Raw genomic sequence first — 16,124 nt, forward strand, 5'->3', positions numbered from 1 at the left:
AAGTCAGCAATACATCAATTTAACGTTTTCTCATTCGGCAAATTCTTTTCGAGCTCACTAAAATCAACACCACATTTACAGTTAGCGCCGCAGCTATTCTTCTTTGGTTTTACCTGGCGATAAACCATTCGGCCAACATACCATAGGGCCACTAAAAAAAACATTCCAACTAATAGTTGCTGAATCATGGCACAAAGTTATTTAGAATTAATCTAACCTTAAAATTGTTTTTGCATAAAATTGTATAATACGTTTATTTTCAACAAATTAAGTGTTTGAAAATGTCTATTCTTGTCAATCTATCTATTATCTACATAATTTATAATCTTATGAAGAAGTTGTTGTTATTCGGGTTACTCTTCCTGATCATGATCCAATTTATTCTAGGGTGCAATAATTATTACTATAAAGTCACTCAAATTGATTATAAAAATCAGCCGAGCACAGATATTCAAACTTTAGCGATAGGGCGAAATGTTATTTTACATGATTTATCTTCACAAAATTCTTTTACACTGACCAATTTAAATACTCACTCCTCTCAAGATGAAGTTCAATTCAACGTAGTGTCATCTTCAACTGAAGAGCTAAACCATGATCAGGTGGCTATCAAAAACAAAGGCAAGCTCGATAAGAAACAATACTCAGGTAAATATAACGAGATGCATATCTACGTGGATGACATGGATTCTTTGGAAAACGAAAAGTATGTTCTTAAAACCGACAGAATTGAGAAGATCAATGTTATAGAGTTTGATAAAAAGAAAACGAGTAACAAGCATTTGACTACCGGATTATTAATTGGGGGTGGAGTAATTATTGGATTTTTTGTAATTGCAGGTATAAGCTTCGCTGCTGTAGGGGTAATGTAAAATAAACTGCGTCAGGGCTCTTATTTTCCTGTTTATAATGAATTAACTCTTATATTTTCACCTCGAATTCGCTAAATCAATACCTTAATTTACGATTGGCGTAAAACAGCTATTATCCTTTGTTTTTACCTGGCGATAAGTCATTCGGTCAACATACAGCAAGCCCGCAAAAAAAAACAGTCCAACTAATAGTTGCTGAATCATTCTGCAAAGTTATTTAGAATCAATCTTTAAAGCAATGTTAATAAGTCATTAACAAGTCATTTTCATTTTTGTTATACACGCAGATATTCAAATTATTATCCCTATCTTTGCGCCAAATTTTTGAAAGAGCTTTTCGAATGCAAAATATTAGAAACATTGCGATCATCGCACACGTTGACCACGGTAAAACTACATTGGTTGACAAGATCTTACACACTTGCTCCCTTTTCCGTGACAATCAGGAAACCGGCGAGTTAATACTTGATAATAACGACCTGGAGCGTGAGCGTGGTATCACCATCGTTTCTAAAAACGTTTCGGTTAATTATAAAGGCACCAAAATCAATATCATTGATACTCCGGGCCACGCCGACTTTGGTGGTGAGGTTGAGCGTGTATTGAAAATGGCGGATGGGGTGTTGTTATTAGTGGATGCGTTTGAAGGTCCAATGCCTCAAACTCGTTTCGTAACCCAAAAAGCTCTTGCATTAGGCTTGAAACCAATTGTGGTTATCAACAAGGTAGATAAAGAAAACTGCCGTCCTGATGAAGTTCATGAAAAAGTATTCGAATTATTCTTCAACCTTGAGGCTACTGAAGAGCAGCTAGACTTCCCGACTATTTACGGATCTTCTAAACAAGGTTGGATGAGTACAGATTATACTCAAAAAACTGAGGATATTCTTCCGTTATTAGATGCAGTAATTGAGCACATTCCTGCTCCTCCAGTTTCTGAAGGTACTTTACAAATGCAAATCACCTCTTTAGATTTCTCTAAATTCGTTGGTCGTATTGCAATTGGTCGTATTGCACGTGGTACAGTTACGGAAAATCAACCGGTTACCTTAATGAAAAAAGATGGCAAACTGGTAAGATCGCGTATTAAAGAACTTTACACATTCGAAGGTTTAGGCCGTATTAGAGTTGAATCTGTTAAGGCGGGCGATATTTGTGCGGTTGTAGGTATTGATGGCTTTGATATTGGTGATACTATTGCTGATTTCGAAAATCCAGAGGCATTACCAGTAATGCACATTGATGAGCCAACCATGAATATGTTGTTCACCATCAATAACTCTCCTTTCTTCGGTAAAGAAGGTAAGTTCGTTACTTCTCGTCACTTAATTGAGCGTTTAGAGAAGGAAATGGAGAAGAACCTTGCCTTGAAAGTTGAGCCTACTGCTTCAAATGATTCTTATTTAGTATTCGGTCGTGGTATTCTTCACTTATCGGTTTTGATTGAAACCATGCGTCGTGAAGGTTATGAGTTGCAAGTTGGTCAGCCTCAAGTAATCATCAAAGAAATTGATGGTGTTAAATGTGAGCCAATTGAAACCTTAATCGTTGATGTTCCTGCTGAAACTGCCGGTAAAGTAATTGAGTTAGCAACAATGCGTAAAGGTGAGTTGTTAATTATGGAGCCAAAAGGTGATTTACAACACTTAGAGTTTGAAATTCCTTCACGTGGTATCATTGGTTTACGTAATAGCGTTTTAACTGCTACTGCAGGTGAGGCTATTATGGCACACCGTTTCAAATCATATGAGCCTTGGAAGGGTGAGATCTCTCAACGTTCTGCAGGTGTATTGGTTTCTATGGATAAAGGTTCTTCAACTGCTTACCGTATCGATAAATTACAAGACCGTGGTATTTTCTTCGTTGATCCGGGAGAAGAAGTTTATGAAGGTATGATCATTGGTGAACACAGCCGTGATTCAGACTTAACGGTAAACATTACTGAGGGTAAACAGTTAACCAACTTCCGTACAACTTCAAAAGATGATGCAACTCGTATTGCTCCGGCAACTAAGTTCTCATTGGAAGAAGCGATGGAATATATCCAATCTGACGAGTATGTTGAGGTTACTCCTCAAAGCATGCGTTTACGTAAGATCATTTTGAAAGAAAATGAGCGCCAGGTTGCTGCAAAGAAAAAAGGATAACACTTAATAACTGTTAAAATATAAGGTCGGCTGGTTGAAATACTAGCCGACCTTTTTTTATACTATTCCCTACATTTGGGCTTATTTTCCACTTGAAATGATCGAATACTATCAGCAGCAACTCAATAATACAACCGCGCAGATAACCCGTTACTCCCAACTCGTTAATCGTTACTCATTATCTCGATTGGTGGTGATTTTAGCCGGGCTAGCCTTATTATTTTTCTCTTTTAAATTCGATAATATTTGGTTTAGCCTGACATTAGCATTATTTATTGCCATCCTATTTGGCTGGTTAGTAAAAAGTCAAATGGCTTTTGAAGTGCAGAAAGACTATTTTCTTACAATGAAAGCTGTATTGGAGAATGAATTAAGTGAGTGTGAGTTTAGGGAAAGTATTTATTCTGACGGAAGTCAGTTTATTGATGATCATCATCCATATTCTTCAGACCTGGATGTTTTTGGTCCAAGATCACTGTTTCAAATGATCAATCGCTGCGCAACAAATTTGGGAGTTAATGAATTGGCCAATTGGCTTAAGGCTCCTGCCGAAATAGTTGCAATTGAGGGTAGACAAGAAGCGGTGAAGGAACTTTCTGAAATGCATACCTGGCGCCTGCATTTTCAAACGGTTTTATTCTTCTGTTTAAAACTCGATAACGACATTGTTTCCAATTTACATAGTTATTTGAAACAACCTATTCAACGGAATAAAGCGTTGCGGGCTTACGTAAAAGTAGCTCCTTTTGTGTTCTTAGGTTTTCTGGCCTTGGCTGTATTTATTCCAAAAATGCTTGCTCTGTTGTTTATTGTCAGCTTGATTCACGTTGGTATAATTGTAAGTCATCAACTATATATTAACAAAACAGATGCACAAATCGGGAAGATTGGTAAAACGCTAAGCAAGTTTTCAGAGGCCTTCAAAACCATTGAGGATGAAAAATGGCAAAGCTCATTATGCATTCATCTGGCTGATGATTTTAAAACCAATTCAGGAAAAGGGGTTTCTGGTTCTATAAAAGAGCTGGCCGGATTGATCAAAAAACTTGATTACAGGCTAAATGTTTATGTAGCCGTTGTGTTAAATGCTGTTTTTTTATGGGACTTAAAGCAGGTGTTCGCTATTGAAGATTGGAAGAAATCGAATACCGCGAATATTGATGAGGCATTTCATGTACTGGCAAAGTTTGAAGTTTTAAATAGTTTGGCCAGTTTAAGTGCAAACAATAATAAATGGATTTATCCAATTGTAACTAAATCTGAAAACTATTTATTGGAGGCAAGAGATTTAGGCCATCCGCTTATTGCCGAATCATTTAGAATAACCAATGATTATGCGCTTATTAATGAGCGTAAAATTGATATTATAACCGGATCGAACATGGCGGGGAAAAGTACGTTTCTCCGTACTATCGGTATAAATGCAGTAATGGCTTTGTGCGGCGCACCTGTTTGTGCCGCCCAAATGCGCCTTTCTCCTATGCACCTCATCACTTACATGCGTATTCGTGATTCACTCAATGAAAGCACCTCTACTTTTAAAGCCGAATTAAACCGATTGCAGATGGTGCTGGAAACGGTTCCGCAAAAAACTAATGCATTCTTTTTGGTGGATGAAATGCTCCGTGGCACTAATTCGGTTGATAAATACAGAGGTTCAAAGGCAGTAGTGGAAAAGCTTATAGCCAGTAACGGTGTTGGTATTGTCGCGACGCACGATTTGCAGATAGCTCATCTGATTCAGAAATATCCATCTTATATCCGAAACTATTATTTTGATATTGAGGTTAGAAATGGAGCGATGGTTTTTGATTATAAATTGAAAGATGGTGAATGTAAAACCTTTAATGCTTCCCTGCTGTTAAAGCAAATCGGGGTTGAAATCGAAGAATAAATTGATAAATGAAAGCAACATTCGGCTCAATCTTTTGAAACACCATTTGGGTTTTATAAAGGAATTTACTGCAATCAAACCCACAAATTGGCGAACAGACCTACTAGAACTTGGTAATCTTCATTTCGATATCTATACCGGCAAACTTACGATAAGTTCAATTTACGATCAGCTGATTACAATGTTGCAGGATGCAAACGTTAGTAATGAGCAAAGCTATTTTAGTTTTTTGGGAGATCAGTTAAGTTATAAACAGCTTACAATTTCAGATTGCAGCAATTGGATACTTCGATGGGGAAATGCCCCACCGCAGTTTATTCACATTCATCCTGCTCGTTTTGGTGAGCATATTTACCGGGTAAGGGCAACTGCCCTTAAAACGGTAATTGCAATGAACATATTAGGTAATAATATAAATGAAGTTGATCTTGAAGTCATAAACAGCACTCGCATCAATCTTGGTATTTCTCCAATAACTAATAATGGAATGAGATCTGTTATGGAGCTGATGTGTCTTTTGAAAGATTATTAAGGCCGCTGATATCAGTTTAAATAAAAAAGCACAATCCTATTCTTGCTTTAGGTGAATAGGATTGTGTAAATGCTTAATAAAAAATCTCAAAACACAAGACAGCTACTACCATAATTCCCAGGCCTATAAAATGTAAAGGTGGAACAATAGTTTTAGCGTTTACTTGTTGTTGAACTTCTGTTAGGTCATGTGTGAAATATTCTTCCTCTAAGACCTCCTGACAATTGGTACATTCAGCAACAGCCTTACGCCCCGTTGAAAATAAAGGGATTTGTAAGATGTGTGCGTAAGATGCATAAAATGACATTTGCATCTGTCCCGATGAGTTGCAGTTATTACAGCAATGCTCGGGAAGGGGAATTGAGCCGATCTGGGAATTGCGGCTTCCGAGTATTAACATAGTTAAAAGGTTTGGTATTCTTTTTAACTGCAAAAGCTTCTTAAAAGTTACTTAATTTAAACAAAAGTTTTCTGTCTTCTTTGTCAAATCCATAAACATCATCCCTGAAATTCAGGATATTACTGTCGTCAACCCAGGCTGTTAAGTAAATGATCGATACAGGAACACCTCGTTTTAGTGTAACCCAGGTTTCCTTTCCCCCGTTCATTGTTGCGGTTATTTTTGAGCTATCCCAATCCCTTTCATTTCTTAATAAATGTTCGGCAAGTTTTTGTGGTTCCGAAATTCGTATGCATCCATGACTAAACGAACGGGAAGTTGCTTTAAATAAACTTTTGGAAGGCGTATCATGTAGATAAATGTCGTATTCATTCGGAAAAAGAAATTTAACCAGGCCAAGTGAGTTTTCGCTTCCTGGTTTTTGTTTGACACTGTATGGAAATGGATTAGCAGGATATTGTTCCCAAAGGATGCTTTCGGTAGGGACGACTTTGTTACCTTGCCAAAACTCTAGTTGTTCCTTATTAATATAACCTCTGTTTTTTTTAATCTCAGGAATAATTTCTTTCTTAACGATGGATGGGGGTACATTCCAGTAAGGACTGAAAACAATATATTTCATATTTCCTGTAAACAAGGCAGTAGATGAAGAAGGTTTGCCTACCACTACTGGGCTGCTCCAGCAAAGTTCAGTACCTTGATAAACATGCATTTCGAACTCGGGTATATTAACCAGAATGTATTCAGAAGAATCTCGCTCAGGAAGCCATTTTAATCGCTGTATATTAATTAAGAGCTGCATGACCCTTTTCTCCGGAGAGATATTTATCGATTTTATAAAGTTCTTGCCAATAATACCATCGGGTGTTAGGCCGGTTTTGTTTTGAAAGTCAATTACATCATTTTGCATTTGTTCATCAAATACAATAGAGGTATCGCTCGAGTCAAAACCCTTAAGAATGTGTAAACGCTTTTTAATAGAAAGAATTAATGAGTCTTTAGCACCCACTTTTAATGATTTCTTCGGAAAAGGAAAAGGATTCCAATTGCCTTGATTTTGAAGCTTTTGATAAAACATGATCTCCTTTTCAAGCAGATTCACCTGGGTAGGTGTTTTAATATCTAGTGAATTAAGAAAAGTTTTTAATTGATAGTGCTTTGAAACGACCGAATCAACCGGCATTGGATTACAAGGGAGAAACCATTCCTCGATCTCGTCATAATTTCTACTATAAGTTGTTTTAATAAATTGAATAAATGCACTTGTTAATGAAAGTTCCAGCCGTATACGTTCACTTTCGAGTTGTGTTGAGTCAATGGTTCCGTTTTCAAACTTCTTGAAGTAATCCTTGGTTCTGGGTGAAAGATCTGAAAAGGAAGACCGGAGTAAATTTCTCAAGCTGCGGGCCTGCTCATTTAACCCATTCAGGTTGATCCATTGATAAGTGTAATTCCGTTTTTGATAAAAGCTAATGATTGCTGTATCAGAATGAATGAGTAATGAATCGTTCTTAATATAAACTTTAACAGAATTACTGTCTATGGAGAGTTGTGGGCTTGAATTAGGGGAATCGGTAGCGGCTACAAAAGCTCTATGCTGAGAAAGGGCCAAATTCGGGCAAAAAAGCGACTTCAACAGGTAAAGTGCTAAAAACAAATCCAATTTGAGCCACCGTTTCATAATTGAAAACCGTTGTTACAGGTGACTTCTGCTTAAAAACGAAACCTCCTGTTTTGCTTAATTTAACAAAAAGGAGGAATTCGAACAATATATAGTTTAATCGACTACTGCAAAAAAGTTGATTTATGATCATAAGATGGGCTGTTTCCGGCAATAAACAATACTGCTCCATCTTTTAAAACATCAATAATTTGTTTGTTGAGCTCTTTCGGTAAAGCCGGACATCCCCAGCTGCGTCCTAACATGCCATTGTGTGCAATAAATGAATCCGAAACGTAATCGGCTGAATGCACAATGATCTCACGGTCTTTAGCATTGCTGTTAATGCCTTTTTCCAAGCCATTTAAAATCATTGCATAGCCGTGCTTCGGACTAATAATAGTTTGACCTGTAAGGTAAAATCCTAAGCTGCTTTTTAAAGAACCCTCAATGTTTGAAAATTGCGTGGCATATTCCTCTCCTGAATTTTTGCCATGCGCAACAAGGGTATGAAATAACAATTGTTTGCTGGCTACATCGATAATGAATAGGCGCTTTTCATTCGAAGGCTTATTAAAATCGATAATTGCAAGAATTTGTTTTTTGGGGTTAATTTTTCTGAAACCGGTTAAGGCTTTTTCAAGAATATCTTTGTTTAAAAAGTTATTTAACCCGGTTGCCAAATAGAGTTGGTCAAGCTCCATGGCTGAATTGCTTTCTTTTTTGGCTACTAAAGGCGATTCATCTTTTAAGTTTTTTAAAAGCATTTTTCCATCGCTATTTCCCGCCATTAATGAGAAGCTAAATATCACTGCTATCCCAACTATTCTCTTCATTATGAGCTCTCCAGTTTTGGTTTAATTGTATAGGACTTGTACGAAAGCGTAATCCTCTGGGTTACAAATAATTGAAAGTTAATTTAAGGTAACATTTTCTGTATTAAAAACAAAGTTTTGTAACCAAGTTTATACTAAAGTAATTGTTGATTTCTTTCCACAGTTTTTGCCGTTCACTGTTTAATTAATCAATTGATTTTAAAACGTAAAATCCTGCATTTTAAACGTTACAATCAATTGACGTATTAGCTCGTTATTAATACTACTTTTGTAAATTAAAAACTAATGCGATGGGGACTTTTATAAGATTTATTCTTGAACTCATTTTAATTTTTTGGCTGTTAAGAGTTTTATTGAGATTTGCTGCTCCATTTTTATTTCGTTCGGTGGCGCAAAAAATGACCAATCAGGCTGAAAACTATTACCGTCAGCAACAGCAGCAATACTATAATAATGCTCGTAAATCTGATGGTGAAATGAATATTGATAGTGTTCCACACAATTCTACTCATCGAAAAGCTAACCTTGATAAGGGCGGTGAGTTTATTGATTACGAAGAAGTAAAATAGGGCTTAAGAATAGAACATACGAAAACATGAAATTTTACGACCTCGAAACCGAATTCAATTCTGGGAAATACCAAGGAAAAACATTACAGGAGATTGCTAAAATTGATCCCGAATATTTAAATACTTGTGCACTTAGTGACCAGAACTTTTTAATTACTGCGCCGGTTATTGAAGATTTGCAGGGTATCAATCCGGCCATAAGTTTTTCAGATCAGGCTATTCAAACGTTAATTGATAAGCACAGCAAATGGAAATCGGAGATGGATATTGAAGATGAGGATGACGAAGAAACATATGCATATTTCGATGAGCAATCATGGAAAGATGAATTTGGATTACCTGAGGATGATGATGCCGAAGATATTTTAAGTTTGGAGGCAGCCAGTTTAGCCGCAGAGGTTACTGGCGAGTTTCCTCGAATGGACGTTTCGAAAGGAGAAAAACCGACAAAACAAGTGGATAATTTTAAAGAAGAAGATGATGACTCGTTGGAAGAATTTCCCTTTGAAAAATTTGACGAGGATGAGGAAGATTGGGATGGGGAGTATGATGCGGATGATGAATGGAACTAAATCAGAAAAATAAAAATATTAAAGGCCGTGAATGAGCAATCATTGCGGCCTTAATTTTTACTATGAACTCTCGTTTGCTCTAATCCGAATTTAGTTTGGGTACAATGCCCTTTCACAGTAAATTCATTTTTCTATATTTGGCGGTTTCAAATAAACTAAAGACCAAAAAGATGAACCAGTGGTTTAAGAAAAATTGGCCGAGTATACTGGCCCTAGTGTTGTTTATCGCAATTTGTTTTATCTATTTCAGTCCGTTATTGCAGGGCAAAAGATTACTCCAAAGCGATGTGATCCAGGCTTCTGCTGTGCAGCAAGAAATCATGGGTTTTAGAAAAGACGGAGTTGGTCCTTTATGGACGAACGCCATGTTTGGCGGTATGCCTTCTTTTCAAATATGGGCTCAATACCCATGTAATCTCGCTTCACATATAATAGATATATGGAATAAGGTATTTCCTAATCCGGTAAACTTTGTGTTATTGTATTTGGTAGGAGGATTTTTCTTATTCAGAATGCTTCGCTTTAAGCCATGGCTTTCGTTTCTGGGAGCAATTGCTATCGCTTTTTCATCTTACAACTTTGTTTTAGTAGAAGCTGGCCATACCGGTAAAGCACTTGCTATTGCGTTCTTTGCCCCTATTTTAGGTGCAATTCTAATGGCATTCAGAGGACGCCGTTTATGGGGTGCAGCTTTACTAAGCTTGTTTTTAGCTCTGGAAATTCGTTCGAATCACCTCCAAATGACGTATTACCTGATGATCGCCATTTTGGTTTTAATTATTGCAGAATTAGTAGATGCAGTTAAACAAAAGAAACTTGTTGACTTTACAAAAACAGCTGCCGCTTTATTGGTGGCCGCAATTATTGGTTTAGGGGTGAACTTTGGTACTTTATGGGTTACGTACGAATATGCCCAGGAAACTATTCGTGGTAAATCTGATCTCGTGAAGCCGCAGGCGACTGCTAAAGAATCTAAAGGTTTAGATAAGGAATATGCATACCAATGGAGTGAAGGAGTGATGGAATCGGTTACATTCTTAATTCCTGATGCTTACGGAGGTGCTAATGGAATTCCTTTTACGCCAAAATCAAAAGTTTATGGCGAATTGGTTAAAAACAATGTACCTGCCCAGGATGCTGCCCAAATAGCTGCCCAAATTGGAGGCGCTGCAAGATACTGGGGCGATAAGCCTTTTACCTCTGGTCCCTATTATTTTGGTGCCGCGGTTATTTTCTTGTTTGTTTTGGGATTAAGTTTAGTTAAAGGTCCGTTAAAATGGGGAATTGCAATTGCTACCTTATTAAGCGTGATGTTATCATGGGGTCGAAACTTCCAATGGTTCTCAGATATCTTCTTCGACTATTTCCCAATGTACAACAAGTTCAGGGCTGTTGAGTCGATTTTAGTAATTGCTGGTTTATTGGTTCCTGTGTTGGCAGTTGTTCTACTTAATCAAATTTTTGAAGGTAAGATTTCGAAAGACAAGGTCCTTAAAAACTTAAAATATACCACGTATGGTTTAGGTGGTTTCTTGGTTGTGTTTTTGGCAATGCCAGGTTTGTTCCTGTCTGTACAATCTCCAAACGACACTAACTTATTGCAGCAATTAACTGGAATGGGTGGTGAATCGATGGCGAATAATCTAATGGCCGCAGTTAAAGCCGACCGATTAAATATCGCTCGTCTTGATGCTTTCCGTTCATTAGTTTTCGTGTTATTGGCAGCAGGTTTAATTTGGGCGTATGTTACCGATAAGATTAAAACCGAATTTGTTGCCCTTGGATTGGTGCTTACAATTATTGTTGATATGTGGGGCATTGATAAGCGCTACCTAAAAGACGATAACTTCGCTGAAAAACGCATGTTTGCTCAAACTATTCAGCCGCGTGAAGTTGACCTCGAAATCAAACAAGATACCGATCCATATTATCGTGTTTACGATATGACTACTGGTAACGCTTTTGCAAATGGTGCAACTTCAAAATTCCATAAAAGTATAGGGGGATATCACGCAGCTAAACTGATGCGTTATCAGAACTTCATCGATAGTCAGTTGGTAAAAGGTAACCCTTGGGCGTTCAATATGCTTAATACTAAGTATATCATTATGCCTGATAGTGCTAAAGGAGCTAGAGTTGTACGCAATGAGCAGGCTTTAGGAAATGCATGGTTCGTTAACGGTGTTAAATTCGTTAATAACGGAAATGAAGAATTAGCAGCTTTAGATTTTGCTAATCCTAAAACAACGGCAGTTATTAATGAGCAGTACAAAAAGAATATCGACATCATTAAAATGAACTTCGATACTACTGCCACAATTAAACTGGTAAGTTATCATCCTGAGAAATTGGTTTATGAGTCAAACTCTGCGGTTAGTCAGCTTGTGGTATTCTCGGAGGTTTACTATGATAAAGGCTGGAATGCTTATGTAGACGGAAAGCCTCATACTTATTTCCGCGCCGATTACTTATTGCGTGCAATGCAAATTGACGCAGGTAAGCATACAATTGAGTTCAAGTTTGAGCCAAAATCGTACTATGCAGGAGAAAAAGTATCATTGGTTTGCTCAATTTTACTTGTAGCCGGAATTGCCGGGGTTGGGTTCATCGAGTTTAAGAAAAGAAAAAAGACGGAAGCTTCTGAAGAAGTGAATGTTTAACAATAAAAATTAAATTCTTAAAAAAGGCTTGCAATCTTTTGATTGTAAGCCTTTTTTAATTGCATAACTTATAGTCTCAGGTTATAACATTTCTACAGTAAGGTTCCTTCCCTCTAAATTGGAAACAAGTACAGATTAATTGGTTCGTTTTTCACCTTTTAATTTCTGGCCAATGAATCGGGCCGTTATAGCCAAATGAGAGCTAATAACGGAAACAACTCCGTAATGCTTTTTCATTATATCAAACCGTTCCCTTAATGCTTTTTTCTGGTTTTGCCATGATGTTCCTCCTGTAAGGTATCGACATATAACTAAACCGGTATTTTCAATTTTGGAGGCTGATCTCATACAGGTGATACACCAATCAATATCTGCCGCAATCTTATAGTTAAGGTTATACAATGGAGCTAAACTTCTTCGGACAATAAACGACTGGTGACAAACCAACATGCCCATTCTAAAGCTTTTCCAGGTTAAGTTTTTAGGAGGTCTTAATCTTCGTAAACCCAGATCACTGTTATTATCATCAACAATTAAGGCATCTCCATAATAGATATCAGCGTTTGAATCATTTTTAAAGATATTTTCAACGGTGGTTCCATCATAAAACTGATCTCCGGCATTCATAAACAAAACATAATCACCTGTAGCTTGCTGCAAGCCCTTATTCATCGCATCATAAATACCTTTATCTTTTTCTGAAATCCAGAAAGCAATATGTTCTTCATAATGTTTCACCTGTTGCAAGGTATTGTCTTTTGATGCGCCGTCAACTACAATGTATTCAATGTTGGTATAGCTTTGTTCAACAACACTTTTAAGGGTTCGCTCTATAAAATGTTCTCCGTTATAAACAATGGTAATTACGCTTAAAACAGGTTTGTCGGCTGTTTTTTTTGAGGTTATATTTTGAAGTCGGTATCCGCCCTGCATGGTTCAGTTCAAATTAGCTTTTCTGTAATAGAGTTTTGTAAAGTTCAAGATGCTTATGGCCTACAGCCGTTAAGCTGAACTTTTGCTCAACAGTTTGTCGTGCATTTTCGTTTAATACTTCACGATTAGGGTGATTGAAAGCCCATAAAATTCCATTGCAAAAATCTTCAGAAGATTTGTATTGCGCCAGATAACCGTTTTGCTGATGACTGACCATGTCCGGTACCCCACCGGTGGTAAATGAAATAACCGGTGTTCCGCATGATAGACTTTCCATCACTGTATTTGGAAGATTATCTTCAAGGGTGGTAGTTAAAAAAACATGAGCGGCAGAATAAATAGTTGCTAATTCCGCATCGTTATTGATAATGCCTAAATACGTGGTTTTTATTTTGAATGATGGTTTTTCAGCGTCAGGCTTATTGCCAAAAATAACCAGCTCAACTTGGGAAAGATCTACTTTTGATGCCAGCATTTCTAAGGCTTCCAATAAATAGCTGGTTCCCTTATGCATATCAACCTTTGATGGCATGAAACCGCTTAACATTATAAACCGATTAGAATTAAGGTTGAGTTTATTTCTTGCTTCAGTTTTATTAGTAGGTTTGAATAAATCAGCATCAATGGCATTTGGGATAACCTGAACGTTAAAGTTATTCATTAAAGAGCTTTGCTTTACGGCGTTTCCAAGCCAGTTACTTGGTGTAATTACCTGAAACTGATACTCGGCATAAAGGGCCTTCTTTTTTAACCAAAACTGGTGTGAAACATCCCTAGGTGAAGGGTTCTTAACAACCGGACAGTTTCCACATTCTGCTTTATAATTCTCACAACTATAACGAACATGGCAGCCTCCTGTAAATGCATAACTATCGTGAAAGGTCCAGACTACAGGCTTGCCCATCGCCAATAACTTTTTAAGCGAACTGATAGTTAAAAATCCCTGATTGGTCCAATGTAAATGAAGAATGTCAGCAGCTTTAATTAATGGATGTTTCTCAATGGATTTGCCGATAAAGGGAATAGAAAACGGGATCTTTACCTTTTTGATCTGAAGTTTGGTGTAAACATGCTCGAGGCCGATCAGAAAAAAAGCATACAATCTGGCCAATTTACCTTCAGAAAAGGTTTTTATACTAGTATCTGTTCCATATTTGTAGTTGACAATGAATTCACTTTCTACCTGTTGAAGTTTTAATGCTTCGTTCAATCTTGCTGCCGCACGCGCTGCTCCCCCGCTTCCATCGTAACTGTTAATATGTACTACTTTCATTAACTGAGTAAGTGGCTTTTATTTCAAATAATTCTTAATCTTACAAATTATTAAAGTGGGTCAAAAGTACACATTCAAATAGTTAATTTCGCGGACAAAAATGGAAACCCAAGCATTGGAGAATAGTTTAACCGACCAAGAGTTTTGGTCGAAATATTGGGAGTCAAAAACGGATATCTTACATGAGATCAATTCGAATTATGTATTCTCTGCATTATTCAGAAAAGTTTGTGCTGAAAATAAGATAACAACTTCCATTGAGCTGGGAGGCTTTCCAGGCTACTTTTCGCTGTTTCTTACAAAATATCTTAAGCGAAAATGTACATTACTTGATTTCTTTATTCTTCCAAAGATTATTCATGAGCTCGAAGAATTTAATAATGTACCTACAGGAAGTATTCGGTTTATAGAAGGCGATTTATTTGAGGCTACTGAACGCGAGAAATTTGACCTGGTGTTTTCATGTGGGTTAATAGAGCATTTTCAGGATACAAAAGATATTATCCGTAGGCATATCGACTTTTTAGATAAAGACGGAACCTTGTTGTTAACGCTTCCAAACTTTAGAGGTGTTAACGGTTGGTGGCAGCGCAAATTTGATAAGGAAAACTACGACAAACACAACATTAATTCCATGGATCCTGAACTTTTGCGTTCGATCTTTAAGGAATTGGGGGTTGAAGTAAGTGAATATGGTTATTTAGGGAAATTCTCAATCTGGCTCGAAAACAAAAAAGAGCAGCCAATACTTATTAAAGGTTTGTTCAAACTATGCTGGCTGGTTGGAAAAGTTATTACAAGAGTTATTCCTGTTGAAAGTAAGCTAATGTCTCCCTATATTTTTATTTGGGGTAAAAAGAAATAATAAAAAAGTTGGAAACAGATTAAATGCTAGAAAAGAAATTAATACAGGTCGGTGAATTTATAAAGTTGGGTTTTGATTCGGTATTAACAATTGCGAAAGTAATTGCCAAGTCAGGTTTTAATGTTAAACTGACGCCTGCATCGCAAGCTCGGTGCAGTATTTTAGGCAACGGTCCATCCTTAAAACAGTCATTAGAGAACCATTTGGCTTTTATTAAGAGCACGGAGATGGTGTGCGTAAATAACTTTACTCACTCCTCTTACTTTGTTCAGCTAAAACCTCAAAGCTATGCTTTGCTCGATCCGGCGTTCTTTATGTACGATGGTGTGACTTTCGTTCGTGAAGATATTGGGATTACTCTTACTGCTTTCTCAAAGGTTGATTGGCCAATGAATGTTTTCATTCCAATGGAAGCTAAAAAGTCCGCCTACCTATCGAATATCTTCCAACAAAACGCCAATCTAAAACCCGTGTACTATAACTATACTGTGATACAAGGTTTTTCTTGGTTTCGGCATTGGTTGTTTAAAAAGAACCTGGGAATGCAGCAATCGCAAAATATTTTGGCCGTTTCCATCTTCCTTTCATTAAACAGAGGTTTTAAAGAAACATTTGTGTTTGGTGCCGACCATTCATGGCATGAGCAGTTGACTGTGGTTGATAACAATGATCTGGTAAGAAAGGATGTTCACTTTTACGATGAAAAGGAGGTGAAGGCTACTACTATTATTGATGTGGTCCATAATCAATCTTCCCGAATGTCAGACCAGTTCATGTCGCTTTCAAAGGCTTTTTATAGCTATGAAGTGCTCGAAACTTATGCAAAACATCTCAATTTAAAAGTTTATAACGCAAGTGCTAAAAGCTACATTGATGCATTTGAAAGAATTAGGCTATCTTAGCGTTTTTAT

The 16,124-nt window shown here is 37.1% G+C and carries 15 protein-coding genes; 9 read left to right on the forward strand and 6 right to left on the reverse strand.

Annotated features, from left to right (window positions below; all coding sequences use genetic code 11):
* Positions 1-14 precede the first annotated feature (14 nt).
* Positions 15-188: a FeoB-associated Cys-rich membrane protein gene (locus NF867_RS08620; protein ID WP_252587413.1), complete on the reverse strand. Its 174-nt coding sequence runs from the start codon at positions 186-188 to the stop codon at positions 15-17.
* 141 nt (positions 189-329) lie between these two features.
* Between NF867_RS08620 and NF867_RS08625 the strand changes: the two genes are divergently transcribed.
* From NF867_RS08625 to NF867_RS08640, 4 genes are all read left to right on the forward strand, one after another.
* Complete coding sequence (locus tag NF867_RS08625) at positions 330-872, forward strand: hypothetical protein (protein ID WP_252587414.1); 543 nt, start codon at positions 330-332, stop codon at positions 870-872.
* A gap of 341 nt (positions 873-1,213) precedes the next feature.
* Positions 1,214-3,019, forward strand: a complete 1,806-nt coding sequence (gene typA, locus NF867_RS08630; RefSeq protein WP_252587415.1) for a translational GTPase TypA — start codon at positions 1,214-1,216, stop codon at positions 3,017-3,019.
* A gap of 97 nt (positions 3,020-3,116) precedes the next feature.
* Positions 3,117-4,913: a MutS-related protein gene (locus NF867_RS08635; RefSeq protein WP_252587416.1), complete on the forward strand. Its 1,797-nt coding sequence runs from the start codon at positions 3,117-3,119 to the stop codon at positions 4,911-4,913.
* Positions 4,914-4,947: 34 nt separating this feature from the next.
* Positions 4,948-5,445 carry a hypothetical protein gene (locus NF867_RS08640; protein ID WP_252587417.1) on the forward strand — a complete coding sequence of 166 codons (498 nt, stop codon included), beginning with the start codon at positions 4,948-4,950 and terminating at the stop codon, positions 5,443-5,445.
* A 73-nt stretch (positions 5,446-5,518) separates the two neighbouring features.
* On the opposite strand, the gene NF867_RS08645 is transcribed toward NF867_RS08640, so the two are convergent.
* The 3 genes from NF867_RS08645 to NF867_RS08655 form a co-directional block, all read right to left on the reverse strand.
* Complete coding sequence (locus NF867_RS08645) at positions 5,519-5,845, reverse strand: zinc-ribbon domain-containing protein (protein ID WP_252587418.1); 327 nt, start codon at positions 5,843-5,845, stop codon at positions 5,519-5,521.
* A 40-nt stretch (positions 5,846-5,885) separates the two neighbouring features.
* A complete protein-coding gene (locus tag NF867_RS08650) occupies positions 5,886-7,526 on the reverse strand; it encodes a L,D-transpeptidase family protein (RefSeq protein ID WP_252587419.1) in 1,641 nt (546 codons plus the stop codon).
* Positions 7,527-7,630: 104 nt separating this feature from the next.
* Entirely contained in the window at positions 7,631-8,341 is a 711-nt protein-coding gene (locus NF867_RS08655; RefSeq protein WP_252587420.1) for a murein L,D-transpeptidase catalytic domain family protein, read from the reverse strand.
* A 290-nt stretch (positions 8,342-8,631) separates the two neighbouring features.
* On the opposite strand from NF867_RS08655, the gene NF867_RS08660 reads away from it, so the two are divergent.
* The 3 genes from NF867_RS08660 (at position 8,632) to NF867_RS08670 (ending at position 12,142) form a co-directional block, all read left to right on the forward strand.
* On the forward strand, positions 8,632-8,910 hold the full coding sequence (locus NF867_RS08660; RefSeq protein ID WP_252587421.1) for a DUF4834 family protein: 279 nt from the start codon (positions 8,632-8,634) through the stop codon (positions 8,908-8,910).
* Positions 8,911-8,936: 26 nt separating this feature from the next.
* The gene (locus NF867_RS08665; RefSeq protein ID WP_252587422.1) at positions 8,937-9,482 is read left to right on the forward strand and encodes an exodeoxyribonuclease X C-terminal domain-containing protein; all 546 of its coding nucleotides are present in this window, start codon (positions 8,937-8,939) and stop codon (positions 9,480-9,482) included.
* A gap of 170 nt (positions 9,483-9,652) precedes the next feature.
* Entirely contained in the window at positions 9,653-12,142 is a 2,490-nt protein-coding gene (locus NF867_RS08670) for a YfhO family protein (RefSeq protein ID WP_252587423.1), read from the forward strand.
* Between the two features lie 135 nt (positions 12,143-12,277).
* Here the strand turns inward: NF867_RS08670 and NF867_RS08675 are convergent, their stop codons facing one another.
* Positions 12,278-13,075 (reverse strand): glycosyltransferase family 2 protein, encoded by a 798-nt coding sequence (locus NF867_RS08675; protein WP_252587424.1) that lies wholly within the window; start codon positions 13,073-13,075, stop codon positions 12,278-12,280.
* Between the two features lie 13 nt (positions 13,076-13,088).
* Positions 13,089-14,348: a glycosyltransferase gene (locus NF867_RS08680; RefSeq protein WP_252587425.1), complete on the reverse strand. Its 1,260-nt coding sequence runs from the start codon at positions 14,346-14,348 to the stop codon at positions 13,089-13,091.
* 100 nt (positions 14,349-14,448) lie between these two features.
* Between NF867_RS08680 and NF867_RS08685 the strand changes: the two genes are divergently transcribed.
* Together NF867_RS08685 and NF867_RS08690 are read left to right on the forward strand one after the other, a co-directional pair.
* Positions 14,449-15,213 (forward strand): class I SAM-dependent methyltransferase, encoded by a 765-nt coding sequence (locus NF867_RS08685; RefSeq protein WP_252587426.1) that lies wholly within the window; start codon positions 14,449-14,451, stop codon positions 15,211-15,213.
* A 23-nt stretch (positions 15,214-15,236) separates the two neighbouring features.
* Complete coding sequence (locus NF867_RS08690; RefSeq protein ID WP_252587427.1) at positions 15,237-16,115, forward strand: hypothetical protein; 879 nt, start codon at positions 15,237-15,239, stop codon at positions 16,113-16,115.
* Positions 16,116-16,124: the final 9 nt, after the last annotated feature.

It is taken from the genome of Solitalea agri, from assembly GCF_023914155.1.
Taxonomy (GTDB): Bacteria; Bacteroidota; Bacteroidia; order Sphingobacteriales; family Sphingobacteriaceae; genus Solitalea; species Solitalea agri.